The sequence below is a fragment of the Micromonospora sp. WMMD1102 genome (assembly GCF_029626265.1).
Taxonomy (GTDB): Bacteria; Actinomycetota; Actinomycetes; order Mycobacteriales; family Micromonosporaceae; genus Plantactinospora.
Genome location: NZ_JARUBN010000001.1, coordinates 3,835,048 through 3,859,529 on the forward strand (window position 1 = coordinate 3,835,048; position 24,482 = coordinate 3,859,529).

The following is a 24,482-nucleotide window of genomic DNA, read 5'->3' on the forward strand; positions in this document are numbered from 1 at the left end:
GACGGTGACCGCCGTCGAGACCGCCATCGAAGCCGCCGTACCGGCCGCACCGGCCGCCGTGCCGGGCCGTGGCAGCCTCCGGGTGCCCCGGCTCGCCCGGCACCTGCTGGTGCTGACCCGGCCCGGCCACGCGGTCAAGAATCTGCTGGCCGTACCGCTGGCGCTGCTCGACACACCACTGTGGACCATGGCGGCGCTGCTGCGTACCGGCTGGGCGGTGCTGGTCTTCACGGTCGCCGCGTCGAGCATCTACGTCGTCAACGACATCGTCGACCGGCGGCTGGACCGTACCCATCCGGTCAAGCGGGACCGCCCGGTCGCCGCCGGCCTGGTGCCGGTGCCGCTGGCCTGGCTGCTCGCGGCCGGGCTGGCCGGGCTGCTGCTCGGGATGGTCGTCGCCGGCCCCGCCCTGCCGTGGTGGCCGCTGGCCGGCTACCTCTGCCTCAGCGTCGCCTACAGCAGGTGGCTCAAGCACCTGCCGATGCTGGACATCTGCGTCGTCGCCGCCGGCTTCGTGCTGCGGGTCCTCCAGGGGTACGCCGCCACCGGGGCGGCACCGTCCGGGCTGCTGCTCACCGCCGTCTTCGCCGGCTGCCTGGTGCTGATCCTCGGCAAGCGCCGGCACGAACTGGCCGCCGCCGGCCCGGCGCACCGGCCGGCGCTGGCCGGCTACAACGTGCTGCTCGCCGACCACCTGCTCGGGCTGAACACCGCGCTGGCCGCCACCACCTTCCTGCTCTACCTGAACACCGACGCCCCGCTCGGGCCGTGGCGCCCGGTCACCCTCGCCGTGGTGGTGCCGCTCGGCCTGCTCGCCGCGTTCCGCTACCTCCAGGCGGTACTGGTCCGGCAGTCCGGCGGGGACCCGATCCGGGCCCTGCTGCGGGACCGGATGATCGTGGCCAGCGCCGTCCTGATCGGCACCACGCTGACCCTGGCGGAACTCGGTGCCCGCTATCCCAACCTGCTGAACTGGATGGAACAATGAACACACCGCTCGTCTCGGTCATCGTGCCGAACTACAACTACGCCGGGGCACTCGGGCTCTGCCTCGGGGCGCTGCGGGCGCAGAGCTATCCGAACCTGGAACTGATCGTGGTGGACGACTGCTCCACCGACGACTCGGTCGCGGTCGCCCAGGCGTACGGGGCGCGCGTGCTGCGTACCCCGGTCAACTCCGGACCGGCGGCGGCCCGCAACCTCGGCGCGGCGAACGCGCACGGCGAGATCCTGTTCTTCGTCGACTCGGACGTGGCCGCCAAGCCGGACGCGGTGGCGAACGCCGTCGAACTGCTCACCGCCGACCCGGAGATCGGGGCGATCTGCGGCAACTACGACCCGGTGCCGCTGGTCCGGGACAGCCTGCTGGAGGAGTACCGCTGCCTCCAGCAGTCGTACTGGCTGATCGCCGACGAGGGACGGATCTTCACCCTCTACACGGCGCTGCTGGCGATCCCGGCCCGGGTCTTCGCCGAGATCGGGCCGTTCAACCCCCGGCTGCGGGAGACCGAGAACGCCGACTACGGGATGCGGCTCGCCCAGCGGTACCAGATCTGGCTCTCCCCCCGGGTGCGCGGCGTGCACGACCACGACGCCGACCTGGGGGTACTGGTCCGCAAGGTCTTCACCCGCACCGCCCTGCACATCCCGATGTACGCCCGCAAGCCGGAGTTCCCCGGCGGGCTGAGCAGCGGCCCGCGCGCCTGGGTGAGCGTGGCCGCGCTGCTGACCGTGCTGACGTGCGCGCTGCCGGCCCTCCTCGGCCCGGCGTTCCTGGCGGTGCCGCTGGCCGCGCTCGCCGCCTGCCTCGCCGGTGACCTGCCGATGTACCGGTTCGTGCACCGGGAACGCGGCCCGCTCTTCCTCGGCTACTTCGTCGCGATGCACTTCCTGCTGAACCTGGTGATCGCGGTCGCGGCGCTGGCCGGCGCGACCGCCTGGCTCGTCTCGGGCCGGTTCCGCGGCCTCTACGACCGGCCGGAGGTGGCCACCCGATGACGGTGCACGGTGTGCCGCCGGGCGACGGCCCGCTGGTCTCGGTGATCGTGCCGAACTACAACTACGCCGAGTCGCTGGACCTCTGCCTGCGGTCGATCCTGGACCAGACGTACCCGGACATCGAGATCCTGCTCGTCGACGACTGCTCGACCGACCACTCGGTGGCGGTGGCCGAGGCACTCGGCGTCCGGGTGGTGAGCACCGGGCGCAACGGCGGCTGCGGCCGGGCCCGCAACATCGGCGCCGCGCACAGCAGCGGCGAGCTGATCTGCTACGTCGACTCGGACCTGGTACTGGCCCCGGACGCGGTCGCGAACGCCGTCCGGCTGCTCCTCGGCAACCCCCGGATCGGTGCGGTCTGCGGGATCGAGGACCCCGAGCCGCTGCTGCACGACACGGCGGTGGCCCGGTACCGTGGCCTGCAATATCACTACTGGTCGATCAGCTCGGAAGGTGACGTGTCGTTCCTCTTCCCCGCCGTCTGCGTGCTGCGCCGGCACGTCTTCGAGGAGATCGGCCCGTTCAACCCCGGGCTGCGGCACACCGAGGAGGTCGACTACGGCTACCGGTTGAGCCGCCGCTACCGGCTGGTGCTCACCTCGCTGGTCCGGGGCCGGCACGACCACGACCACGAACTGCGCGGGCTGCTCCGCAAGCTGTTCCACCGGGGCCGGCTACGCATCCCGCTCTACGCCCGGGCACGCCGCTTCGGGCAGGGCTTCGAGACCGCCGCCCGGGCCTGGGGCAGCCTGGCCGCGTTCGGCGTACTGCCGGCGCTGGCGGTGCCGCTGCTGCTCGGCCCGTGGGGGCTGGTGGTCCCGGCCGGGCTGCTGGCCGCCTCGCTCGGCTGCGACGCCGGCATGTACGGCTTCGTCCGGCGCCGGCACGGCGTACCCTTCCTGGTCTTCTTCGCCGGCATGCACTTCCTGGTCAACGTGACCATCACCGCCGGGGTGGCCACCGGTGCGGTGCAGTGGCTCGCCTCCGGCACCTTCCGGCGGCTCTACGACGCCTCGTTCCCGGTCGACCCGACCCCGCTGCGAGGCCCGGCGTGACCGTCGCCGTTTCCGCTGCACGGCCGGGCACCGACGCGGAGCCGTCGGACGGTCCGCGGAGGGCTCGGGGGCGGCGTGGGTGGCGGTGGTGGCTCTACACCGGGCTGGTCGGCGCGGCGGCGGTCTGGCTGGCCTTCACCGTGGCGCATCTGGTGGTCAGCGGCCGGTGGTGGTTCTGGCTGGCCGTCGACGCCGTGCCGCCGCCGGCCTTCCTCGGCGTACCGCTGCTGCTGGCCGCCGCCGCCGCGCCGTGCCGCCGGTCGCGCCGGCCGGTGGCGCTGCTGGCCGCCGCCGCGCTGCTCCTCGGCGGCCCGCTGGCGGGGCTGAACCTGCGCGGCCTGGCCGGCGGCGACGGCCCGCCGCCGGCCGACGCCGTCCGGGTCTTCAGCTGGAACACCGGGTACTGGGACGAGGGCGGCCAGACCGACCAGATGTACGCCCTCCTCCGGGCCGCGGACGCGGACGTCTACCTGCTCCAGGAATACTGGTACGAGCACTCGGCCGGGCCGGGCGAGGCGGAGCTGGCCCGACTGCGTGCCGAGTTCCCGGGCTTCCAGGTCGCGGTGGCCGGCGAGCTGGTGACGCTCTCCCGCCATCCCGTGCTGCGCGCCCTGCCGCTGGACGCCCCGGACATGCCGCCGCCCCGGTGGGGCAGCCCGGACCACTGGCGGTACAAGGTGCTGCGTACCGATCTCGACCTCGGGTCGGGACGCGTGCTGTCGGTCTACAACCTGCACCTGCCGGTCCAGTTGGTGCCGGACCACAGCCCGCTGGGCGGCGAGTTCTACCGGGTCGTCCGCGAGCAGCACGCGCAGCGTGAGCCGCAGTGGCGGGCGCTGGACCGGGACGTGGCGGCCAATCCGCACCCGGTCCTGGTCGCCGGTGACCTGAACACCAGCCCGGCGATGGGCGACCTGGCGAAGGTGCCCGAGCGCCTGCGGGACGCCGGCTACGCCTCCTCGGCGCGCTATCCGGCAACCTGGTCGGACGCGCCCGGCTGGCCGCGCTGGTGGCGGCTGGACTGGGCCTTCGTCTCGGCCGGGGTCCGGGTGCACTCCTACCGGTTCGGCGGCCCGACGAACGGCGTCTCGGATCACCGCCCGCAACAACTGCTGCTCTCGCTGCGATGACTCAGCGTTCGGGGGTCGAGGCGTCACCCTGGTCGGGCGCGCCGGTCGTTCCGGTCCCGTCGGGCGTCTCGGGCGTCTCGGCCGTTGCGGTCGGGTTGGGCGGCGCGTCGGTCGGGTTGGCCGTTTCGGGCGCGTCGACGTACCGGACGCCGAGCTGGGCCAGCAGCGGGCGGAGCTGGTACATGTCCAGCCCGAGTACGCCGTCGGCGAGCAGCCGGCGCTTCTCCTCCTCGGCGGCCTCGCGTTCGACCCCGGCCGCCGCGACCTCCCGGGCCCGCTCGCGCGGCACCACCACTACCCCGTCGTCGTCGGCCACCACCACGTCGCCGGGCCGCAGGTAGGCGCCGCCGAGCACGACCGGCACGTTCACCGATCCCGGGCTGGCCTTCACCGTGCCCTGCGCGCAGACCGCCCGGGACCAGACCGGAAACCCCATCCGGGTCAGCGCGGCGACGTCGCGGCAGCCGGCGTCGATGACCAGGCCGAGGACGCCACGGGCCCGCAGCGAGGTGGCCAGCAGTTCACCGAAGGCCCCGTCCGTGCTGGGCGAGGTGAAACCGACCACGAGTACGTCGCCGGGCCGGGTCTGCTCGACCGCCGCGTGGATCATCAGGTTGTCGCCGGGCTGGGCCGAGACGGTGACCGCCCGGCCGGCGATCCGGGCGCCCGGGTAGATCGGCCGGAGCAGGTGCCCGAGCAGACCGGTCCGGCCCTGTGCCTCGTGCACCGTCGACACGCCCTGCCGGGCGAGCAGCGCCACGGCGTCGGCGGGTGGCCCGACGTCGGTCCGGACGATGACGTGGCCGGTCACAGCAACTCTCCGCCGACCACCGGAAAGACCCGCTGGTACGCCTCGGCGTGCGTGATCGACCGGTCGCCGCCGTTGCGCACCGCCTGCACCCCGCGCCGTACGCCGAGATCCGTGTAGTACCCGACCAGGTGCCCCTGGGCTCCCATGATCCGCATCGCCTCGACCTTGCGGTCGAAGACCGGGCTGACGTCCAGCAGCAGGTTCGGCACGAAGCCGCACTGCTCGGGCTGGTGCGGCTCGAACTGCAACACGTTCGGCGCCCCGATCGGCGGGTTCTGCGGATCGTGCCCGGCGGCCTCGGCGACCATTCGGGCCCGCAACACGATCTCGTGGGTCAGCGAGTGGTCCAGGTTGTACGGGTCCCTCGCCGGATGGGTGAGGATCACTGCCGGATCGATCCGGCGGATGGTCGCGACCACCCGGTCGTGCAGTTCGTCGGTGGCCCGCAGCGGATAGTCCCCCGCGTCGAGGAACTCGATCTCGGCGCCGAGCACCTTCGCCGCCCGGCCCGCCTCGTCGCATCTGGCCTCCTTGACCCGTTCCAGGGTCATCCCGGGCTGCTTCCAGAGCCCCTGCGACTCGCCCTTCTCGCCGAAGGTCAGGCACAGCACGTGCACCTGCTGGCCCCGGGAGGCACCCAGGGCGATGGCGCCACCGGCCCGCCAGACGAAGTCGGCGGCATGGGCGCTCACCACGAGGATCGGGCCACGACCGACCGGAGACGCTGTCATCGACAATCCTTTCCGGGCGGTTCCGCGAGTGCGTCCGTACGTCCCGGCGGAGGCCGCCATGCTCGTCGAAGGCAGACCGATCATAGGTGTGCACCAATGTGATTGCCAATAACATTGTCAACAATCTCGATGCGCCCGCGGGCACCGCCACCGGGACGACGCTCGGTACCACCAACGGCGGGTGGCTGCCTCCCCCGGCTGGCGGACGGCGGGCGGCGCCTCCGCCCGGCTGGCAGCCACGACCCGTCGGCAACGACGGCGCTCAGCTCACACCGACGCTGGGCGCCGTTGCCGGGTCACGCCGGCAGGGCTGCCGTGACGTCGAGTTCGACCAACTGGCCCGGGAAGCCGAGCTGGGCAACTCCGAGCAGGGTGCTGGCAGTGGTGAACGCCGGGGCGAGCGGGGACTCCAGGAAACGCCGCCACACGCTGGCGAGCACGCCCCGGTCCGCGCTGACGACGTAAATCACCGTCCGGACCACGTGCTCGGGATCCGCGCCTACCGAGCCGAGCGCGATCACGGGGTTCGCGGCAACCCGGTCCACCTGCGCGTCGAAGTCCCCCGGGCCGACCAGGACACCTTCGGCGTCCAACGGACACTGCCCGGCAATATAGGCCGTCCGCCCGGCGGAGACCACCGTGACGTGGTGGTAGCCCGGGGTGACATGCAGGTCGTCCGGACTGCTGCGGGAGATCATCATGGCTCCGATTCTCCGGACGAGGCGACCCGATCGGCACCGGGTAGGCCGCTGTGCGTGATCTAGCGGGGCCGTGTACAGTTGTCCCCCGTGCGGCGCCACGAGCGGCCGACGGGCGAGTAATCGTCCTCGGCCGAAGGTGGCGACGTAATGCAGGTCCGGGTGGCGGAATGGCAGACGCGCTAGCTTGAGGTGCTAGTGCCCGTATAGGGCGTGGGGGTTCAAGTCCCCCCTCGGACACAGATTTTACGCATCGGTGCGCAATCCTCGTGTGGGTGTTCAAGTCCCCTTGAACACCCAGTTCACTGCATTTCATCACTGTCGGTAACCGCCGCGCAGGGGCGAAGGTGGTCGCGATGACCACGTCCGTGCCGCCGGTGCTTCCCAAATCGATTCCCCGAGGTGCTACTGCCGACCCGGAGACACCGGGCCGCACTCGACAGCCACTTCCCGTGCCAGCCTCGGATGCCCAGTTCACACGAGCGACCGACACCGTCTACGCCTTGAGCGCGGTCGACAAGCGCGGTCGGATCGGTGATCGCAGCATCGTCCAGGTACTTGGTTGGGCGCCGGGAACTCGCCTGGACATTCGCGAACGGGCCGGGATCATCATGGTCCGCGCGGCCCTCGACGGCGTCCACCGCATCGACATTCGCGGCTACCTGGTCCTGCCGTTGGCGGTGCGTCGGTGGTGCCGGCTCACGGCCAGGGACCGGGTTCTGCTTGCCGCCGACCCCATCAACAGTGTGTTGGCGGCGCATCCCCTGGCGACGCTTGACCGGCTGCTGGCGGGCGCACACGAAGCCGTGGCAGGGGGTGAGGGGGCGTGAGTCAGAGCATCGCCGGCCGGCCCGAGTTGGAGGCCGCCCGGCTGCTGCTTGAGCGGATGGGCATCTCCCCCGCCGATCTGCTGGAGGTACGGCCGGCCCGTCCGCCGGCTCCGACGTTCGCCGAGTACGTGCCGGTCGTCGCCGCCGCGGTGTCGCCCGGCACCCGCCGGGCGTACGGCACCTACTGGAAGAAGGTGGTGCAGGCATGGGGTGACCGCCGCATCGACGAACCTCTCCCTTCCGAGATCGAGCAATTACGCGCCCAGGTGCAGGCCAACGTGGTGGCGCGACGCAACAACCGGGGCGGGCGATCCGCGGCGGAGCACGTGGTGGCCGCGCTGCGCTGCCTGTACCGGCGGGCGGTGGCGGACGGGTATCTGGACGCGGCCGACAACCCGGCGTTGAAGGTGAGCAAGCCGCGCCGCCTGCCCAGTACACGGCGGGCGATCGGCGATGCCCGCCTGGCGGAAATCAACGAGGTGGCGATCCGCACGGGTGATGACCCGGGGCTGGACAGTTTGCTGATCCGGCTGCACACCGAGACCGCCTGCCGCCGCGCCGGGGCGCTGGCGCTGCGCCCACGGGACCTGGACACCGACGAGTGTCTGATCTTCCTACGGGAGAAGGGCGGCACGTCCCGGTGGCAGCCGGTCTCACCGACGCTGACGCGGCACCTGCTGGCGCACCACGCGGAACGAGGTGACGGCAACCGGGACGGCAGCCTGCTGCGCTACCGCGATGGTCGGCCGCTGACCTACCGGCGGTACGACTCTCTCTGGGCGCGGATCGGGCAGCATCTGCGGTGGGTGCACACCCAGCAAATCAGTACACACTGGCTGCGGCACACCACGCTGACGTGGGTGGAGCGCACGTACGGTCATGCCGTGGCCCGCGCCTACGCGGGCCACACCGACGGCGGCGGAAGCGGCGCGACGGCCACTTATGTACGGGCGACGTTGCAGGAGGTCGCGATCGCGTTGGCTGGGTTGACCGGCGAGGACCATCCGCTCGCCACAGAAGCGTAGATCCTCCGGTGGCCTCCCTCGATCGCACGAGGGAGGCCACCCGCTCGTCGTGAGGAACCGGCACCGCTGCAAGCCGCCAGCGAGCCGTGCGAATGGTCAAACGGAAGCGGAGCCGTCCGTGGCTCGACGATCGTGTGCGCTGCCCTCGGATCCGGCCAGAGGATGCGGCTCGCCGCTGAGCTGGGCCAGAGCAGCGGCAATGTCCTGGACCTCGGCGCGCACGTAGGTCATGGTCGTGCCGATATCGTTCCTGCCGCTGTGGCCGGCGTAGGCGCGGGCCACAGCGTAGCTGCAGGCGCGTTCGACCCAGGTCAGAGTGGTGTGGCGCAGCCAGTGGGTGCTGACCTGCTGTGCCGCTACCCAGGGCAGATGGGTACCGATGCGGTGCCACAGGTGGTCGTAGCGGCGGGAGGTCAGCGGCCGGCCGTTGCGGTAGCGCAGCAAGCTGCCGTTGCGGTCGCCGTCGCCCCGCTCGGCGTGGTGGGCCCGCAGGTGCCGCATCAGGGTCGGTGAGACCGGCTGCCAGCGGGAAGTACCACCCTTCTCCTGTAGATAGATCAGGCATTGGTCTGGATCCAGATCTCGTGGACGCAGCGCCAACGCCCCACCGCGGCGGCAGGCGGTCTCCAGGTGCAGCCGGATCAGCAGGCTGTCCAGGTGTGGGTCGTTGCCGGTGGTTGCCGCGATGTGGATGATCGCGGCCAGTTGCGCCTCTGGGATGGCGCGTCGGGTGCTGGCCAGGCGGCGGGGCTTGGCGACCTTGGCCGCAGGGTTATCGACCTCTCGGATCAGTCCATCCATGACCGCGTGCCGGTAGAGGCAGCGCATAGCGGCTATCAGGTGTTCGGCGGCGGTACGGCCACCGCGGGCGTTGCGGCGCACGACCACCCCGCTGCGGATCTCCTCGGCGAGCCGCTTGATCTCCAACGGCGTCGGCTCGGTAATCCGCCGGGCGCCCCAGTGCTGACAGATCCGTTGCCAGTACGAGTGGTATACCCGACGGGTACCGGGCGAGACCGCCTCGGCGACCTGCCATACGTACTCGTCGAACGTCGGCACCGCCACGGGCGCTGCCGTCGTTTCGGCGAGCAGTTGTTCAGGGGTGATACCAAGCTGCTTCAGCAGGCTGCGTAGCGTCTTCAGCGCGGCGCGCAGTTCCATTGGCCCGGTCATCGGCTGGCCCGGCTGTCGTCTAGCTGGCGGTAGCGGACGACCATGTCGTGCACGGCGGCCATCGGAACTACCAGCAGCTCGTCTCGTCGCGGGTTCGCGAATAGGAGCACCCGATCTTTGGCGGCGATGCGACACGCGCGCCGTACCGTCAGGGAAAGCCGTAAATGGCCACGCGGGTTAATGCGGACTGTACGACCGGTGCGGGCCACCACAATCGAGCCGTTCGGGCCAGGCTCAATCGCCAACTCGACCGGATGTCCGGCAGCCCAACCCATAAACCTGAGCGCTGATCGATCGGCCAGCCTCCCATCGCGGTCGACGGGCGTGACCACGCAGCGGATTCCAGCGCTGTCCGCGGCGCCTGGCGGCTCGGGGATCGGCAGTCCCAGCATGGCCCGCATTCCCGGGCCCGTGCCCGGCTGCCGCAGGGAGGTCGGCCTGATGCCTTCGAACGATACGTCCCCGACATCGCGCCAAACGGTGGTCCTGTCTCTTGCCGGAGCGGTAGGGCCGAGGCCCGGGATCTGTGCTGGGTCGCTGCCGTGGCCGCAGCGGGGGACGGCACGCCGTGACCCGCCGCTCCCGACCTGTCGTGAGTCTCGGTCGGTCATGATGACCTCCCGGGGCTCTGCGGGCGGTCGATGTGGCAGACCCGTTCGAGCCGCCAGACGGCGATCGGGACGTCGACACCGACGAGAATGGCGTTGTCGTGCTGTCGTGCCTCGTGGTGAAACGGGTTCGGACGGGCCACGCCGTTCGGCGTGGAGCGGGGTTTTGCAGTCATGTGCGGGTGGCTCCCGCCTGACTGGCCGTGTTCGCATCTACGAATGGCCCTGCCAGCCCGGCACAGACCCCCTGTTCACGTCGCCGCTGACCCAACAGCGCCCAACACTGCGGGGTTTGTTGGGGCGCTGCCTGCCCACCCAACAGATCACGCAGACGCCCAACAGCCAGGCGGCGTCGCCCAGCACCGCGGCTGTTGGCCAGCAGTATTATTCGTTGCCAACAGCGAAAGCCTCCGCGCCGTTGACTAGCCAACGGCGGACAATGAGCGGCCAGACAGCGAGACCAGGGCAGCAATGTGGAGCCGCTCGCCGCAGGGCCCGTAAGGCCCGTGACACGGACTCCGATGCTCAACTCTTCCGCGCCGACGCGACTGGTCCGATCGCGCCCGCCGAGCCGTGGGACCACCGTGACCTGGTGCTGGCATGGGCGGGCGTGGCCGATGGCCTCGAGGCGGACGAGGCGAATCTCATCGCCACCACACGGTTGGAAGGCGTCAGCCTCGCCCTGGCGGCGCAACGCCTTGGTATCACCGCCAGCATGGCCTCGTCTCGTCATGGCGGCTAGAGGCCGCTGGATGCGATTCACGGGGCGACCTGGCGCTCGTGTCGTTGTGATGTCGCCAGCACCGCCGCAGCGGTGGCGCGTTCCGGCAGCGAGAGTCGCCGCGACTCAGCAACGCGCCGCCCTAACCAACGGAAGGTGCGGCGGTCCAACAACGAATGACCACCGCACCGAAGAACAGCCCTCTTGCCGTCGGCACGACTCAACAGTTGGTCGTAGCGACCCAACAGAGGACGGCCGCGACCCAACAACGAGTCGCCGCCGCAGATGCGACCCAACAGCGACCTAACAGAGGACAGCCGCGACCCAACAGCAACACACTGTTGGGTCGCTGTTGGGTCCAGGGACGACCACGGACATCGTGTTGGCCACCCAACAGTGGGTCTTGGTGGGCAAGACATCGGACTGAGAAGCCCCATCCTGCAGTGGTTCGCAATACCGTGATGGCCGTGTTGGACACACTGGAACTGCTGTCGGTCGCCGCGCTCGGCGGCCCCGGGATGACCGTCCTACGCAGGTCACCGCTCTCACCCTTATTCCCTGCGCAAAGCCAACCTCTGCTACATCCGGCATTCCTGCGGGCGGCCATCGTGGTGATGGGCCGTGACACCGCCGAGTCCCGGGTCGGCCAGGCGACCTGATCCCCCGCCTGGCCGTCGGCCTGTTCGCGGCAACTACGTCCCGATCTGTTCCACCGTCATCGGCCTAGCCCACGCGCTCACCGCCGCGTCGGCCAGACAGGACATCAGCGCGCCCCGGCTCGAAGCGGCGAGAACCGGGTCGGCGATCACCCAGCTCGCCGGCATTGCCGATTCGCATGGGCGACGATTCGGGACCGAGCGATTCAACAGGCACGCAACATACTCTGCGTAATCCAACAAGCTCTTTCGGTAATGCTCGGGTTAGGGGTCGTTCGGCCTCCGGGACCGTCAGAGGCGGTGCCCATAGACCTCAGCAGCGGACAGCGATACCCGTCAGTGGCCACGGAGCAAGCCAGTGACGGAGGTCGCCAGCGTACGTCCTGTTACCGGTCGAGCACAGATCGGACTTCCTGGTGGCACCGGTCCGATCATGCTCTGCCGACCCGGCCTAGACCCGGTCCTCGCATCGGCCACCGGCCCGGCCGGGGCCCAGCGCTGGACTGCCGGGGCCAGGCCGACCCCATTCACCCAACAGCCCAGCTAGGCGCCGTCATGTCCGCGAACAGCAAAACCCGACACTCCCCTAGGGGAGTCCTCGGCGGGGGTACTAGCGAGTGGCCATGCTCCCTACGACCACTCCGCGCGGTACGTCCCGCTCACAACGCTCGTCGGCATCGCCGGGCCGACCCGGTCCTGAAGGCGTCGCTCGATTGCCACCACTGTTCGGACTCGACACGGGTCAGCACGTCCCCGGCCCGCGCCGTTGACGCCCGGCCGCTCCAGGTGACCGTCTCCGGGTTCGACGACGGCTTCGAGGTCGCTGCCACCGATAGTCGTGCGGCGCGCTGGAACCCGGTCGCGGCGTATCCGCCACTGCAGCGTGTCGACGCCGCACCGGGCCAGGTAGCAGGTGTCCAGGACGAAGACCCGAACCCACTCCACCTGGGCGAGGTGGGCGGCGATCAGGTGCTGTCCGCTGGCGCGGTTGTTCTACCCACCGTGCGGCCAACCCTTCACCGCGTCGATGACGGTATCCACCTGGTCGTCGGTCAGCCACCTCGACAGCGGTAGGCACCGGTGCGTTGCCGCGAACCGGTCCGCAGCCGGAAACCGCTGACCGGCGCCGAGGCGGAGTGTCGGTTGCCGGTGTAGCGGCACGTCGTAGACGCCCTTCGCAGATCCGATTCCCCGGACGAGCAGATGCGTCCGCAGCCGGTCACGGGCAGCCGCGTCGTCGGCGAGGACGATCATCTTGTGTCCGCTGTAGCGGACCTCGAGTTCGTATGGCACTCGCAGGCCGGGGTGGTCGATCCCAGCGACGTAACGGCCGATGATCTCGTTGTGCCGGTGCAGCGCCGCGCCGAGCGATCCGAGCTGCGCGACGCCGAGCCCGGCGTGGAGTTCCGACATCCGCCCACGCGCTGCCGAACAGCACGCTGCGCAGTCCGTCGTCAGCTTTGCCCTGGTCTCGGTACCGGACAGCGTCGCCTGCCACCGTCGGGTCGCCGGTGACCAGGAGGCCGCCCTCCCCGGTCGTCAGCACCTTCGTCGCGGACGTCGAGAACGCCGCGACGTGCCCGAAAGTGCCTGCGGACCGGCCCCGCAGCGTCGCGCCGTGCGCGTGCGAGGCGTCCTCCACGAGGTGGAGCCCGCGCTGCGCACAGAACCCAGTAATGTCCGGCATTGACGGCGTCAGATATCCGCGGATGTGAACGACGATCACGGCGGCCGCGTCGGCAGGGCACGCCTTGTCGATCGATGGGAGGTCCGGGTACAGGCCCGAGTCGTACAGGACGGGCCGAGCACCGGCTCTCAGCACGGCCTCGGCGGTGGCGTAGTTGGTGTTCGCCGGCACCAGGACTGGTCGGTCCGCCAGGCCCAGGCAACGCAGCCCGATCTCCAGGGCCGCTGTCCCAGAGGACACGGCAACCGCGTGCGGCGCACCGAGGTGGCGGGCGAACTGTCCTTCCAGCTCGTCGTTGTTCACGCCTGGCACGAGTCGACCGCTGGTCAGAATTGCCTCCGCCCTCCCCATGAAGTCGGTGATCTCGGTGGGCGTAAACCGGACGCAGGACGCCGGCGCGGCGGCCGGCCGCCGATCATGGTGCCGCTCGCGTGCGTCTGGGCTGCTGGTGGCCATTGGTTGCGCTCCTCTGCAGTTCCTCGTGGTGCTCGGTCACAGCAGCCTGGCGTGGGCCAGGTGCTCGTTGAGTCGTCCGGCCCGTACGGATGTCGAGGTGTCGCCGGGCGGTCCCGACACGGCAAGAGGCGAGTTCGCCGGTGTGGGTGGCGGCCGGGTCGGGCAGCAGGTCGACTGTCGAGGTCATGTCGAGGGCGCATGGAAGTCGAAACTCGCCGTGACGAGGCGGTGGTCGGATGGGAAGTCGGCCGGGTTGGTGCCTGCTGGCACATGCACCTGGTAGGTCATTGGCACGAGGGACCCGGCGACGTTAGTCAGGATGAAATCGATGATCTGCCCGCCGCCCTCATCGATTCCTCGGTTCACCGTGGGCCGGTATGCCTGATGGTGTGCAGTGCCGGTCTGCCAGGCCAGGTCAGGGGCGGCGTGGAAGCCACAGCCGCCGACGCGCTCGCCACGCTCCTCGGACCAGGCGCCGATGAGATGGTCAACGGCTTCGGTCTGGTCGACCCAGCTGCCGTCGGCACGTTCGCGGGCCTTCTGGTGCCGGGCTCGGTAGTCCGCCAATTCCCAGTTCCGGTCGGGGTAGGAGGGTCCGGATGCAGTGGAGTTGAGGTCGCCCAGCACGATCATCGGCAGCCGGCAGCGGCCGTACCGGTCGATGCGTTCGGCCTGCCGTAGCCGGGTCGCGCCGGACCGGGGGTCCCAGTGCTCGACGAGAACGCCGAAGCGGACGCCGGTGGCACGGACGCGGAACTCGACCAGGCCGCGTTTGTCATCGTGGGTCGGATACCCGTTGTCGTTGTACCAGGTGGTGAGGGCGAGCACGGTCGGGTCGTAGAGCAGCGCGGGTTCGATGGGGCCGCGTTCCCGCCATCCCAGATGTCCGACGTACGGGCGGTCGAGTTGCCGGCCAAGGGCTGCGGTGGCGGCGAGGAGTCCGCGGTTACCGTCGCGGCCCCATTCCTTCGCCTCGCACAGAGCCACTAGCGCCGGCACCCGGTCAACGTGCGCGAACGCTCGGCAGAGGTTGGCGAGGTCGAAGGTGCCGTCGGGCTGCAACCCGCCGCCTTCGAAGTTGAACAGCGCCACGGGTATCGGACTCACGGCCTGCCTTTCTGTGATGTCGGGCTGCAGGGCTGGGGCTGACACCGGCTCGTCTCGTCGTCGGGGGGTGACGCCGAGACGGGCCGGCTGCTCGGGCCGGCTAGCGGACGCTGGTCCAGGCGAAGGCGCGGCCAGCGGCCGATGACGTGGCGTCATCGGCCCGGGTCGCGGCCGGCGGCACCGTCCAGGTCCGGACGACCTCGGCGAGCCACAACCGGTAGTGGGTCAGGTCGGTGTAGATCGCGGGAGCACGCCCGCAGACCAGGTCCGTCTCCCGGCTGCCGCTACCGACCACCGCCCACCGCCGGCCCGCCAGATGGCGCAGCGAAGGACCGCCGCTGTCGCCGTAGCAGGCACCGCTGATACCCCCGGGGCTGTCGACGCACAGCTCACCGATGCTGATCCCGCCCGCCGCACACTGATCGGCCGGCAGGATCCGGGTGTTGAGTTGTTGCAAAGTGGAGGGGAGCGGTCCTTCGCCCGAGGGTTTCGTTGCCCCCCAGCCGAGGATCCGGATCCCGCCCGCGCCGGTCGACCGGCTGACCGGGAAGGTTCGTCCCCAGACGGGCGCGGTCAGCCGCAGCACGGCGACGTCGGCGACCTCGTCGCCGCCGGCGCCCCAGTCCCACCGCTGGTGCGGGAGGATCTGCCGGACCTTCCGGACCACACCGCCGTCCAGCCGGTCTGTCGAGCCGATCCGGACCGTGTACAGGCCCGGATCTTTCGGTGTGGCGTCGGCGAGAGTGACGCAGTGGGCGTTGACGACGACCGCGAACGGGTGCACCAGGAATGCGGTGCAGGTGTGGTACTGCGGGTCGCCGTTCTTGGTGATCCGCAGCGACGCGATCCCGGGGTACGCCTGGGTGGCGTCGCCGCCCCCGACGATCAACGGCGCGACGGTCTTCGGTGTCGACTGACCGTCTGGCGCGGCGACCGCAGCCGATGCGGCGACGAGGCTGCTGAGCAGCACCGCCGCAACGGTCGCGCTCAACCTCTTGGTGGACAGTTTCAAGGGGTCCCTTTCCTGTTCCGCCAGCGCGGATGCGCTGGGGCTCGCCGCGGTCTTGCGGCGAAGTCTTTGGCGGTCAGATGCAGGACGGCACCGCAGCAGTGGTGGTCGTTGATCTGCCGGAGGTGAGGTAGAGGCGATACAGCTCCAGGCCCGCCAGGTAGTCCGGTTGCGCAAGGACCGGCGGGCCGGTCTGCACCACCTCGTACGCGAGGAGTTCGGCGGTGTCCGGCGCGATGGTCAGCACGTAGCGGATCCGCGTGCCTTGGGCGTCGGGCTCGACGAGGGCGATGCTGACGCCGATGCGTCCCATCCGGTCGCGTACGCCGTGTTGCAGCGTGATCCCGGGGAGCTCGGCGAGGATGCGCAGGATCGCCGCGCGGACGGGGCGGTCGGCGTAGTGCGTACGGTGCAGGTCGGCTACCGAGGTGACGATGTCTCGCGGGCCACGCTCTGCAGGTGTCTTCGCTTTGAGGAGGTGGGTACGCAGCGTCACCGGGTCGGTGGGGAGATCCTCGTCGGTGGCGCCGGGCATGCCGGCTTCCCACCTCGCCTCCTCGCCGCGACGGCAGCCGCCGTCGCCGACCTGGAACGTCATCTCCCGTCCGGCGCCGTCGCTCCTACCCCAGCTCTGCACCGTGACGACGAGCGGTGGGAACTTGCCGCTCCTGTCGGGTGCCCGTCGGATGTCGCGGGACCACTGCCGCAGCTCGACATAGGCGTACGGACCTCGCTGCGCGTCTCCCGGCGCTGCGCTGATCCGGTCCGCCATCTGGAGGAGCTGCACGCCGGACCCGGAGGGGGTTGATGTCGGCCCGGGTGACACCGCGGGATCCTGAGTCCGGCCGACTCCTCGGACTGGTTGCTGATCGATGCGTCGACCCGGGGCGACGGTAGCCAGGCTGGCCACGATGATCGCCGCGGTGACAACGGCGACTGTTGCGCGCAGCCGCTGTCGCCGTTGTTGGGGCACGGGCTCGAGTAGCGGTGTGGTCGCGTTGTCAGCCGCCGGCGCCACAGCGACTCTTCCGTCGCTGCTGGTTCTCATCGCGCGGGTCAGGGCTAGCAGCGCGCTGTCGAGGCAGCCGACGGCTAGCGCGGTGAGTGGAAGCGCGTGGTTGTATCGGAGATCGGTTCTATGGCTTGGATCTGCCGGTACGGTGATGAGCCATGACGCGAGGATTGCAGCCGAGCGGGTGTGGTGAATGGCCCCGGCCATCGGGGCGGCGAATTGTCGTGGCTGGGAGGGTTCAACATCTTCCGGTGTGTCGGTCAATAGGCAGTACGCCCCGTTGAGGTAGGCAGCTGCGTCGCGCAGTCGAACGGTGCAGGGCTGCGCAGGGTCGAGTAGTAGGACGGCGCGGCGGGCGCAGTCTGCCGCCAGCCGGGCGGAGTCCGCCAGCTCGCTGCGGCGGGTGGAGACGGCGGCCGGATCGGTCGCCATCGACGGCGTTGCAGTCACGTGGGGATATCCAGACGGGGTGGGTGTTTGGGGGTCGGTTGAGTTCGACCCGTTCCATGGGAGGTCCGGGTCACGTTCGAGGGCTTACGGAAGTCGGGCGGTGGCCACGACTGGAAAGTGGTCTGACGCTTCATACGCGAGCGGCGTGTTATGGACGCGGTGCCCGATCACCGAGCACGCGAGCGCGTCTTCCGCGTCCGGCAGCCGGTGGAGTATGCGGTCGATCCGTCGAGGGCCGTTGCGGTCATGAGGATGGTGGCCAGTCGTGGGCGACCATGGTGCTCGCGTCTGCACCGCGAGATCGAGGTAGCCGGACTCCGCCAGGATCTGGTCTGGTTGGCGGTCCGTGGGGTACACGATCTCGGGAGGGTCGTCCCCCCAGCGGATCAGGTCGGCTTCCGTAACAGTGTTGTTCGGGTCCGGGTCGTAATAGGCGCCGTCGAGTTGGCGAGCGCTGATGCTGTTCCAGTCGCCGGCCAGCACGATCTCGCGTCCGTGGCTGGCGGGTGTGAGCCAGTGGGCGATGAGACGAGCCTCGTCCCGCCGCGTGCCGCGACCAGCCTTTGGCGGTGCGTGGTAGGTGGCGACGGTGATCTGGTGCCCGCCCAGCTCCAGGGCGACGGAGATGAGGTTGTGCCACATCGGTCCGCCGTCGATACGGCGTAGCGTGCCGGGCACCGGTTCGATGCCGGGACGCCACATGATTCCGAGGGCGAGGCGGTCGTGACCGCCCGGTGCAACCGCAGCAATCCCCTGCTGGCGGGCGCCAAGAACGTGACATTGCATCCCGGTGGCCCCGGCAAGGTGCCGTAGTCCCTGGTTCGCGATCTCCTGGCAGTTCTTGCAGGCAGATGATGTCCGGGTCGATCTCATGTATGAGTTCCTCGATCTGTCGGTACAGCTTTTCCTCACTCTGGCCGGTGCGTCGGTAATCGAGGGTGTTCAGCGAGGCGATTGTCAGCAGTGCGGGAGCGTGCACCATCGGGGTCTCCGGCATAGGACGTGCGGCTGGCTTTCACGGAACTGCGCGCGCATCTGGGCTTGGGCCGCGATTGGGGCCAGGATCTTCGGCGTCAATCGATCAACTCGAGCGGTCAGGCGTCTGCCTTATCGGCGCCCTGGTGGTGCGGTTGGGCATGACGAGTCGAATCGGACCTGGAGCTCTGATGGGAAGGCGGCCTCCACATCGGCCAGAACGGGGCACCGCCCGGCAGGTGGAACGCTCGCCGTGGGGTGTAGCCGTGTCTCAGGTACAGGTCGCGGGCGCCGGTACTGCTCGCCTCCAGGTAGGCGGCGAGCCCGTCCCGGTCGAGTAGGTCGTGATGGTCACGCAGTAACGCGCTGCCCCGGCCGGTGCACTGGACTGCTGGCGCGACGGAGAGGAACGCCAGGTGGTGATGTGGCTCCTTGGGGTGGTGCGCATCGAATACGGCGTCGAGTACTTCGAACCGTTCGGTGTACGGACCGCACGCGGCAGCCAGTCGGCGTTCGTAGTCCTCCACGAAAGGCATGGGCTGGTCGCGGTGAAACCAAACCGCGACTGCGGAGCGGTCCTCAAGGACCCGCGCCCTGCCAGCTCCCGCCATCGCGTGGCCGACCCAGATCTTGAACTGGGCGGCGAGTACCGCTCGGCGGTCGCTGGGTTTGGGCACGAGATAGGCCGTGGGGGCGAGGTGATAGAACGTGGCGGCGATCAACATGGCGATGCCGTCGAGGTCGTCCCGGGTGGCGTCGACGATTCGTGGGTGGTCGCTCATGGGTGGGCCGCCAGCACGTCTGCTGCGGTCCGGTCGTCGTCTGCCCGGGGTCTCGGTGTGGTGGCGCTGAGCCGGCCCGAGGCGCTGCGGGCGCCGAGTCCGATCGTGGCGTAGACCTCGGGGCGGGTGGCCTTGAGGATCATCCCCCAGCCGATCCCGAGGAACGCGGCGCCCAGGTACACGGCAGGGATTCCGGTGGCGAGCGGGTGGTCATCGGGCACGCCGAGGAGCGTCGCGACGTTGACGATGGCGAGCCCGATGGCGCCCAGCAGTACGAGGGTGGCGATGGTGGGCGCGATGACCCGCCGCCAGGCCGGCTCGCCGTGCCGGTCACGAGCGAAGAACGCGATGACGGAGATGGAGGTGGTGGTGATGAGGAACAGCACCCCGAGCCCGCCGCCGGTGCCGAGCCAGTAGAACAGCTGGACGACCGGATCCCAGCCGTTTGTTGCGTACATGATGATCACGGTGAGGCCGATGGCGCTCTGCCAGAGGGAGGCGTTGCGGGGAGCGCCGCTGCGCCGCGCCGTGCGTCCGAGTGCGGCCGGCAGGACGTGCTCGCGGCCGAGGGCGAACATGTAGCGCGCGGTCGTGTGATGGAAGGAGAACGTCGCCGCGAGGATCGAGGTGACGAACAAGGTGTGCCCGATGTCGACCATGGCCTGGCCGAAGTGGGCGCCTGCCAGGTTGAAGATGACCTCGGTGCCCTCTGCGCGGGACACCTCCACGATCCGGTCCGGGCCGGTCGCGACCGTCATGGCCCAGGCCGAGATGGCCAGGATGACGCCGATCAGCCCCACCGACAGGTAGGTGGCGATCGGCACGGTCCGTCGTGGGTCTCTCGTTTCCTCGCCGAAGGTCGCGCCGATCTCGAAGCCGATGAAGCCCAGGCCTGCCAGGATGACGAGCGCACCGAGGGCGGGCCCGATGAGATTGCCTGGGTTGAGGGTGTCGAAGGTGACCTGGCCATCGGCGGGGTGGGACAGGTTGCCGATGTTGTAGATCATGATGATGACGATCTCGGCGACCAGGAGGACCGCCAGGACCTTGCCGTTGAGGTCGACCCGGAGCACCCCGAGGATCGCCGTGAGCGCCCACGCGCATAGCGCGATGATCCACCAGGGGAAGTTGAGACCGAACCACTGGTCCAGCAGTGGACTCGTTGCTGCGCCGATCGCGCCGTACAGGCCGACCTGCAAGCCGTTGTAGGCCACGAGTGCGACCCAGGCTGCCCCGACTCCTATCGGCCGACCGAGGCCCTGGCTGATGTAGGCGTAGAACGCGCCGGTGTTCGTCATGTGCCGTGCCATAGCGACGTAGCCAACGCTGAAAAGGCCGAGAAGTAGGCCGACGAGTATGAACGCCACGGGAATTCCGGTAAGGCCCGTTGCGGCGTAACCCGTCGTCACCACGCCGGCAACCACCGTGAGCGGGGTTGCCGCCGACATCACGAAGAACACGACGGCCGGTACGCCAAGCCGGTCGACCGCCAGGGTCGTGCGGACGGGATCGCGCCGGGCAGTTAGCGCGAGCGGAGTCATCAGGACGCCTCCATTCAGGTTGGAAATCAGGGTTGGAAATCGGCATGACGGTTCAGACCCGGTACGACTGCACCGACTCGCCGACCGCGGCCTCGGTGTGCGTCAGAAGTTCCCGAAGCTGCGCTGGTGCGTTCTCGACGAGGTCCCGCAAACGCCGATGAGCGGCCGGCGGCGCGTATCGGGTGAGGAGTTCATCCATGCCTGTGGCCAGAGTCAAACCGGCCAGGCAATGATCGAGAGGATCCAAGGTGTCACCGCGCAGAAGCCTCGTACCGAGTCTCGCCATCGGCCAATGCGCGGCGTTGATGTCCGTCGGAACCCAGACTGTGGTCGACCGCAGAATCCCACGCGATCGTTTCGGCCAGACAGCTCTCGCACGCCGCAACCGTCCGGCGACCTGCTCATATGCCTCTTCGCTGAGGATGTCTAGCCAGCCTCGGATTCCCTGTTCCTCGCTGTGCACCATCTGGTCGAGCACGGTGTGTGCGAGGGAATCGCTCGGCGGAGTTGCGTCGACGACCGAAAAGCCTCCGTCGCGGAGCCAGATCTTCCGCTCCCACATCAGCTCCGCTAGCAGGGCCGCCGCCAAGCCGAGATCCATCGATCGCCGGTACAGCTGCGGCTTTCCCGTCACGTCGTGGTGGGCGAGAAGGAAATAGTCATTGGCGAGCGGCACACGATAGTGGGCGGGACGAGGCACGGCTCGGCTCCTTTCCGGGCGCCGTTTGTTTTGGTAGTTCACGTTGCTCGCTTGCACTCAACGCCCCTCGCGCCGATGTCGAACACCCTCGACACCGAGTTTCGACACGGCCTCGTCGACCTTCCGTTGACGTCGTGCACCGGGCGCCAGGCCAGCGGCGGTGCGCTGACCAACTCGTGACGCCGAATCAGTTAGGGCTGGTCGCCGTATGTCAAGGATTGTCGACAGATTGAGGCGCCACGCGGACAAGCCGTGTGGAAGGGGTCAGCTGCCCCTCGCCGTCGCGGCCACCTGCCATGTCGGATTTTCGTGTCGGCGGTATCCGACACGGGGCACGTTCGGGTTGCCTTGAGTTCCTCAGCGCAGTCAATGTCCGGCGGGAGGCCGCGATGTCTAACGTCCCGTACGAGGTTGAGATGGTCCGTTGGACGGGCGGGTCACCGCCCATCAATGAGGCATACCGGTCGTACGAGCGTGGGTTCGTGGCCCTGGTCGGTCCGCCGGCTGTGGGCAAGAGCACGGTTTCGGCGGCGTTGGTCGCGGACCTGGCCGGCCATCACCAACGCCACCGCCGAACTACGGTGGCGACGGCCTGTTCAGCGACGGCTTGTCCTCGGGCACGTCGACACACCAGACCGTGAAGGCATCTTCGCGCTGGACTCACGGCAGGCCTACCGGCGGCTGGTGGGAACCGCCCGGAACAGTCGGCTACTGATCCCCCGCGCGTACCAACTCGACGCGATCTCCGCAGCAGTGCTGTGGGCGGTCGCGAACCTTGACCTGTCGCTGCTGCTCGACGACACGAGATTGAACGCCGCCCAAGCCGCCGCGTTCGACTACCGGCGCCTGACCCGCTCCGCAGCCAGCCGCGACGTCGCCGACGACCTCGACCCGGTGTCACGGCTATGGCTCGGCTCGACATTTTGCGCTGACCACATCCGCCGCCACAGCGCCATCCTGTCCGATGTGCCCCTCTGCTGGACGCGGGAGCAACGCGGCGAGGAAGCCAGCACATGGCTGTTGTTCCGCCACAGGCTGCACTACCTGCGCCAGACCGCCGAACGTTTCCGAAACGCTTTCCAACCGATGACCCGAATGTTCTATGTGCCCCCACCAGCGGCGGCGACCTCGTCCACCCCCGAGCGGATCCTGCTGCTACTCGCCGTGGCGTTGATGGAGTCCCTGGACATCCAGACCGCGGTCACGGACGAACCGGAGTACGGCACTCTCCCGGGACTCGTCCTGGACCAGCGGCACGCGATCATAGCCAGCTGGATCCGCGCCGACGGGATCTGGCATGTCGACGTCACCGATCAGCCCAGCCTCCTCGCCGAGTACCACGACGCGCTCGGCTACCTCCGCGCCCACTCCGTCATCGCCGCCGACACGCCGGCCAGCCGGCTACGCAACCTCGCCGATTACCTGAACCTCGACTGGCAGTGGCTGCAACGCCGCTGCGCCGACCTCAGCCAGTACGGCTTCGCCGGCCTCGCCGAACCCCGCAGCCGCCTACTCTCCCTCGACGGTGTCGACCAGGCGTGCCGCTTCGTCGGCACCCTCCCGTAATAGGCTCCTACCCACCACCCGCCGCGCTTGTCGGAAGGACTCTCGTGTCTCCGATCCCGACAACACCCCTCCCCCGGGTGGTGGTGTTCGGCCTCGGCGGCACCATCGCCATGACCAGCACCAACGGCGGCGCGGTACGGCCCACCCTGTCCGCCCGGCAGCTCATCGATGCCGTACCCGGGCTCGCGGAGGCCGGCATCGAGATCGAGGTCGTAGACTTCCGCCGCCGTCCCGGCGCGTCCCTGACCTTCGCCGACATCACCGAACTCACTACCGCAGCGGCACACGAACTCGACGCGGGCGCGACCGGAGTCGTCGTCACCCAGGGCACCGACACCATCGAGGAGACCGCCTACCTGCTCGACCTGCTCCACCACCGGCCCGAACCGATCGTCGTCACCGGAGCGATGCGCAACCCCACCCTCGCCGGCGCCGACGGACCCGCCAACCTCCTCGCCACCATCGCCACCGCCGCCGCCCCAGCCGCCCGCGAACAGGGTTGCCTTGTCGTCCTCGCCGACGAGATCCACGCCGCCCGGTGGGTCACCAAGACCCATTCCACCAGCGGCGCCACCTTCCGCTCCCTCGACAGCGGCCCGCTCGGCTACGTCCTGGAGGGTCGGGTGCGGATGCTGACCCGGATGCCGTACCGGCTCACTATCCCCGCTTGCCGCTCCGGCAAGCACGCCAGCGTCGGCCTCTACACTGTCACCCTCGACGACGATCCCACCCTCCTCAGCGCCACCGGTGCCCGTGTCGACGGGCTCGTCGTCGCCGGTTTCGGCGTCGGCCACGTTCCCGAACCCCTCGTCGACACCCTCACCACCCTCGCCAGCCGGATCCCGGTCGTCCTCGCCTCCCGTACCCCTGCCGGGCCAACCCTCGTCCGCACCTATGGCTTTCCCGGCTCCGAACAGGACCTCCTCACCCGCGGTCTCATCCCCGCCGGCTGGCTGCACCCCTACAAGGCCCGGGTTCTGCTGCGCGCCCTCCTCGCCGCCGGAGCGAAACCACAGGACATCGCCACAGCAGTTACCACCGCAGGTGGGCTCACCGACCCCATCGCCTGGCCGTGGCCCACAGCCAGCCACAACAACGATGATCAACCGGAGACGAGCACGACGGATGCATAGCCACGACCTCACCCCAGGCCACATGATCGGCGTCGTCTTCGACCACGGCGACGACTTCTACGCCGCCGTCACCGACGCCTGCCGCACCCACGGCATCAGGCAGGGTTACATTCCGATGTTCATCGCTGGCCTGTCCACGGCGAAGATCGTCGGCACCTGCCAACGGCTCGACGACCCCGACGCGCCGGTCTGGTCACACGTCGACCTGACCAACGTTGAGGCCCTCGGCGGCGGCACGATCGCCTGGGACGACGACACCCAGACGATCAAACCTCACATCCACATCACCGTCGGCCTGAAACAACACAGCGCTTCGGCCCACACCAGTCACCTGCTGGACGCCACCGTCCAGTTCCTCACCGAAATGCTCATCATCGAGATCAACTCGCCCACGATGTACCGGCTGCCGAACTCCAACCTGTACGGCGTACCGCAACTGCGCTTCGGCCAACGAGCCGTAACCGAGGCGTAGTCCATGCTCGATCGCCTGCTGGTTTCGAGCAGGAGACGCCTCTGCCCACAGAGTGGGGCGGGCTCTGCCCCACCCGCCGACGCTCCGGCCCATCCGTGGCTTCGAGCTCAGGACATTGTCGCCCAACCATCCCGACGGGACGCAAACACGAAGGCG

23 protein-coding genes and 1 tRNA gene are annotated in these 24,482 nt (G+C 69.4%); 12 read left to right on the forward strand and 12 right to left on the reverse strand.

Features of this window, described 5'->3' with window-relative positions:
- Nucleotides 1–4: 4 nt before the first annotated feature.
- From O7626_RS17095 to O7626_RS17110, 4 genes are read left to right on the forward strand one after another with little or no spacing between them, the layout of a single operon-like run.
- On the forward strand, nucleotides 5–988 hold the full coding sequence (locus O7626_RS17095) for a UbiA prenyltransferase family protein (RefSeq protein WP_278062161.1): 984 nt from the start codon (nucleotides 5–7) through the stop codon (nucleotides 986–988).
- On the forward strand, nucleotides 985–1,998 hold the full coding sequence (locus O7626_RS17100) for a glycosyltransferase family 2 protein (protein WP_278062162.1): 1,014 nt from the start codon (nucleotides 985–987) through the stop codon (nucleotides 1,996–1,998). Before O7626_RS17095 ends, O7626_RS17100 begins: the two co-directional genes overlap by 4 nt.
- Complete coding sequence (locus O7626_RS17105) at nucleotides 1,995–3,053, forward strand: glycosyltransferase family A protein (protein ID WP_278062163.1); 1,059 nt, start codon at nucleotides 1,995–1,997, stop codon at nucleotides 3,051–3,053. Before O7626_RS17100 ends, O7626_RS17105 begins: the two co-directional genes overlap by 4 nt.
- On the forward strand, nucleotides 3,050–4,183 hold the full coding sequence (locus tag O7626_RS17110) for an endonuclease/exonuclease/phosphatase family protein (RefSeq protein WP_278062164.1): 1,134 nt from the start codon (nucleotides 3,050–3,052) through the stop codon (nucleotides 4,181–4,183). Before O7626_RS17105 ends, O7626_RS17110 begins: the two co-directional genes overlap by 4 nt.
- 1 nt (nucleotide 4,184) lies before the next feature.
- On the opposite strand, the gene O7626_RS17115 is transcribed toward O7626_RS17110, so the two are convergent.
- The 3 genes from O7626_RS17115 to O7626_RS17125 all read right to left on the reverse strand — a co-directional run bounded on the left by O7626_RS17115 (nucleotide 4,185) and on the right by O7626_RS17125 (nucleotide 6,426).
- Nucleotides 4,185–4,994 (reverse strand): 4-carboxy-4-hydroxy-2-oxoadipate aldolase/oxaloacetate decarboxylase, encoded by an 810-nt coding sequence (locus tag O7626_RS17115; RefSeq protein ID WP_278062165.1) that lies wholly within the window; start codon nucleotides 4,992–4,994, stop codon nucleotides 4,185–4,187.
- Nucleotides 4,991–5,725, reverse strand: coding sequence for a PIG-L deacetylase family protein (locus tag O7626_RS17120; RefSeq protein ID WP_278062166.1), 735 nt, complete (start codon nucleotides 5,723–5,725; stop codon nucleotides 4,991–4,993). The genes O7626_RS17115 and O7626_RS17120 overlap by 4 nt, the downstream gene beginning before the upstream one ends.
- A 296-nt stretch (nucleotides 5,726–6,021) precedes the next feature.
- The gene (locus O7626_RS17125; protein ID WP_278062167.1) at nucleotides 6,022–6,426 is read right to left on the reverse strand and encodes a RidA family protein; all 405 of its coding nucleotides are present in this window, start codon (nucleotides 6,424–6,426) and stop codon (nucleotides 6,022–6,024) included.
- 153 nt (nucleotides 6,427–6,579) lie between these two features.
- On the opposite strand from O7626_RS17125, the gene O7626_RS17130 reads away from it, so the two are divergent.
- The 3 genes from O7626_RS17130 (at nucleotide 6,580) to O7626_RS17140 (ending at nucleotide 8,278) form a co-directional block, all read left to right on the forward strand.
- Nucleotides 6,580–6,663 (forward strand) — tRNA-Leu (locus O7626_RS17130).
- A 263-nt stretch (nucleotides 6,664–6,926) separates the two neighbouring features.
- Nucleotides 6,927–7,253, forward strand: a complete 327-nt coding sequence (locus tag O7626_RS17135) for an AbrB/MazE/SpoVT family DNA-binding domain-containing protein (RefSeq protein ID WP_278062168.1) — start codon at nucleotides 6,927–6,929, stop codon at nucleotides 7,251–7,253.
- The gene (locus O7626_RS17140) at nucleotides 7,250–8,278 is read left to right on the forward strand and encodes a site-specific integrase (RefSeq protein WP_278062169.1); all 1,029 of its coding nucleotides are present in this window, start codon (nucleotides 7,250–7,252) and stop codon (nucleotides 8,276–8,278) included. The genes O7626_RS17135 and O7626_RS17140 overlap by 4 nt, the downstream gene beginning before the upstream one ends.
- Before the next feature lie 96 nt (nucleotides 8,279–8,374).
- Here O7626_RS17140 and O7626_RS17145 read toward each other — a convergent pair whose 3' ends face one another.
- Entirely contained in the window at nucleotides 8,375–9,439 is a 1,065-nt protein-coding gene (locus tag O7626_RS17145; RefSeq protein ID WP_278062170.1) for a site-specific integrase, read from the reverse strand.
- Between the two features lie 1,212 nt (nucleotides 9,440–10,651).
- Here O7626_RS17145 and O7626_RS17150 point away from each other — a divergent pair.
- Nucleotides 10,652–10,801 (forward strand): hypothetical protein, encoded by a 150-nt coding sequence (locus tag O7626_RS17150; RefSeq protein ID WP_278062171.1) that lies wholly within the window; start codon nucleotides 10,652–10,654, stop codon nucleotides 10,799–10,801.
- 446 nt (nucleotides 10,802–11,247) lie between these two features.
- Nucleotides 11,248–11,439, forward strand: a complete 192-nt coding sequence (locus tag O7626_RS17155; protein ID WP_278062172.1) for a hypothetical protein — start codon at nucleotides 11,248–11,250, stop codon at nucleotides 11,437–11,439.
- 990 nt (nucleotides 11,440–12,429) lie between these two features.
- On the opposite strand, the gene O7626_RS17160 is transcribed toward O7626_RS17155, so the two are convergent.
- From O7626_RS17160 to O7626_RS17195, 8 genes are all read right to left on the reverse strand, one after another.
- Entirely contained in the window at nucleotides 12,430–12,921 is a 492-nt protein-coding gene (locus tag O7626_RS17160) for a DegT/DnrJ/EryC1/StrS family aminotransferase (protein WP_347404862.1), read from the reverse strand.
- Between the two features lie 841 nt (nucleotides 12,922–13,762).
- Nucleotides 13,763–14,671, reverse strand: coding sequence for a hypothetical protein (locus O7626_RS17165; RefSeq protein ID WP_278062173.1), 909 nt, complete (start codon nucleotides 14,669–14,671; stop codon nucleotides 13,763–13,765).
- 115 nt (nucleotides 14,672–14,786) lie between these two features.
- Complete coding sequence (locus O7626_RS17170) at nucleotides 14,787–15,677, reverse strand: trypsin-like serine protease (protein ID WP_278062174.1); 891 nt, start codon at nucleotides 15,675–15,677, stop codon at nucleotides 14,787–14,789.
- Between the two features lie 94 nt (nucleotides 15,678–15,771).
- Entirely contained in the window at nucleotides 15,772–17,139 is a 1,368-nt protein-coding gene (locus O7626_RS17175) for a hypothetical protein (RefSeq protein WP_278062175.1), read from the reverse strand.
- A 102-nt stretch (nucleotides 17,140–17,241) separates the two neighbouring features.
- On the reverse strand, nucleotides 17,242–18,030 hold the full coding sequence (locus O7626_RS17180; protein WP_278062176.1) for an endonuclease/exonuclease/phosphatase family protein: 789 nt from the start codon (nucleotides 18,028–18,030) through the stop codon (nucleotides 17,242–17,244).
- A gap of 221 nt (nucleotides 18,031–18,251) precedes the next feature.
- Complete coding sequence (locus tag O7626_RS17185; RefSeq protein WP_278062177.1) at nucleotides 18,252–18,914, reverse strand: GNAT family N-acetyltransferase; 663 nt, start codon at nucleotides 18,912–18,914, stop codon at nucleotides 18,252–18,254.
- The gene (locus tag O7626_RS17190) at nucleotides 18,911–20,455 is read right to left on the reverse strand and encodes an APC family permease (protein ID WP_278062178.1); all 1,545 of its coding nucleotides are present in this window, start codon (nucleotides 20,453–20,455) and stop codon (nucleotides 18,911–18,913) included. The genes O7626_RS17185 and O7626_RS17190 overlap by 4 nt, the downstream gene beginning before the upstream one ends.
- A gap of 52 nt (nucleotides 20,456–20,507) precedes the next feature.
- Complete coding sequence (locus O7626_RS17195; RefSeq protein ID WP_278062179.1) at nucleotides 20,508–21,155, reverse strand: GPP34 family phosphoprotein; 648 nt, start codon at nucleotides 21,153–21,155, stop codon at nucleotides 20,508–20,510.
- Nucleotides 21,156–21,839: 684 nt separating this feature from the next.
- Here O7626_RS17195 and O7626_RS17200 point away from each other — a divergent pair.
- From O7626_RS17200 to O7626_RS17210, 3 genes are read left to right on the forward strand one after another with little or no spacing between them, the layout of a single operon-like run.
- A complete protein-coding gene (locus O7626_RS17200; protein WP_278062180.1) occupies nucleotides 21,840–22,721 on the forward strand; it encodes a hypothetical protein in 882 nt (293 codons plus the stop codon).
- Nucleotides 22,722–22,774: 53 nt separating this feature from the next.
- Entirely contained in the window at nucleotides 22,775–23,854 is a 1,080-nt protein-coding gene (locus tag O7626_RS17205; RefSeq protein ID WP_278066195.1) for an asparaginase, read from the forward strand.
- Nucleotides 23,847–24,326, forward strand: a complete 480-nt coding sequence (locus O7626_RS17210) for a PPC domain-containing DNA-binding protein (RefSeq protein WP_278062181.1) — start codon at nucleotides 23,847–23,849, stop codon at nucleotides 24,324–24,326. The genes O7626_RS17205 and O7626_RS17210 overlap by 8 nt, the downstream gene beginning before the upstream one ends.
- Nucleotides 24,327–24,482: the final 156 nt, after the last annotated feature.

Coding starts and splice junctions, on each gene's coding strand:
- O7626_RS17125 (WP_278062167.1), bottom strand. CDS start 6,426: ATGATGATCTCCCGCAGCAGTCCGGACGACCTGCATGTCACCCCGGGC.
- O7626_RS17175 (WP_278062175.1), bottom strand. CDS start 17,139: ATGGCGACCGATCCGGCCGCCGTCTCCACCCGCCGCAGCGAGCTGGCG.
- O7626_RS17180 (WP_278062176.1), bottom strand. CDS start 18,030: ATGAGATCGACCCGGACATCATCTGCCTGCAAGAACTGCCAGGAGATC.
- O7626_RS17120 (WP_278062166.1), bottom strand. CDS start 5,725: ATGACAGCGTCTCCGGTCGGTCGTGGCCCGATCCTCGTGGTGAGCGCC.
- O7626_RS17105 (WP_278062163.1), top strand. CDS start 1,995: ATGACGGTGCACGGTGTGCCGCCGGGCGACGGCCCGCTGGTCTCGGTG.
- O7626_RS17185 (WP_278062177.1), bottom strand. CDS start 18,914: ATGAGCGACCACCCACGAATCGTCGACGCCACCCGGGACGACCTCGAC.
- O7626_RS17190 (WP_278062178.1), bottom strand. CDS start 20,455: ATGACTCCGCTCGCGCTAACTGCCCGGCGCGATCCCGTCCGCACGACC.
- O7626_RS17145 (WP_278062170.1), bottom strand. CDS start 9,439: ATGGAACTGCGCGCCGCGCTGAAGACGCTACGCAGCCTGCTGAAGCAG.
- O7626_RS17100 (WP_278062162.1), top strand. CDS start 985: ATGAACACACCGCTCGTCTCGGTCATCGTGCCGAACTACAACTACGCC.
- O7626_RS17210 (WP_278062181.1), top strand. CDS start 23,847: ATGCATAGCCACGACCTCACCCCAGGCCACATGATCGGCGTCGTCTTC.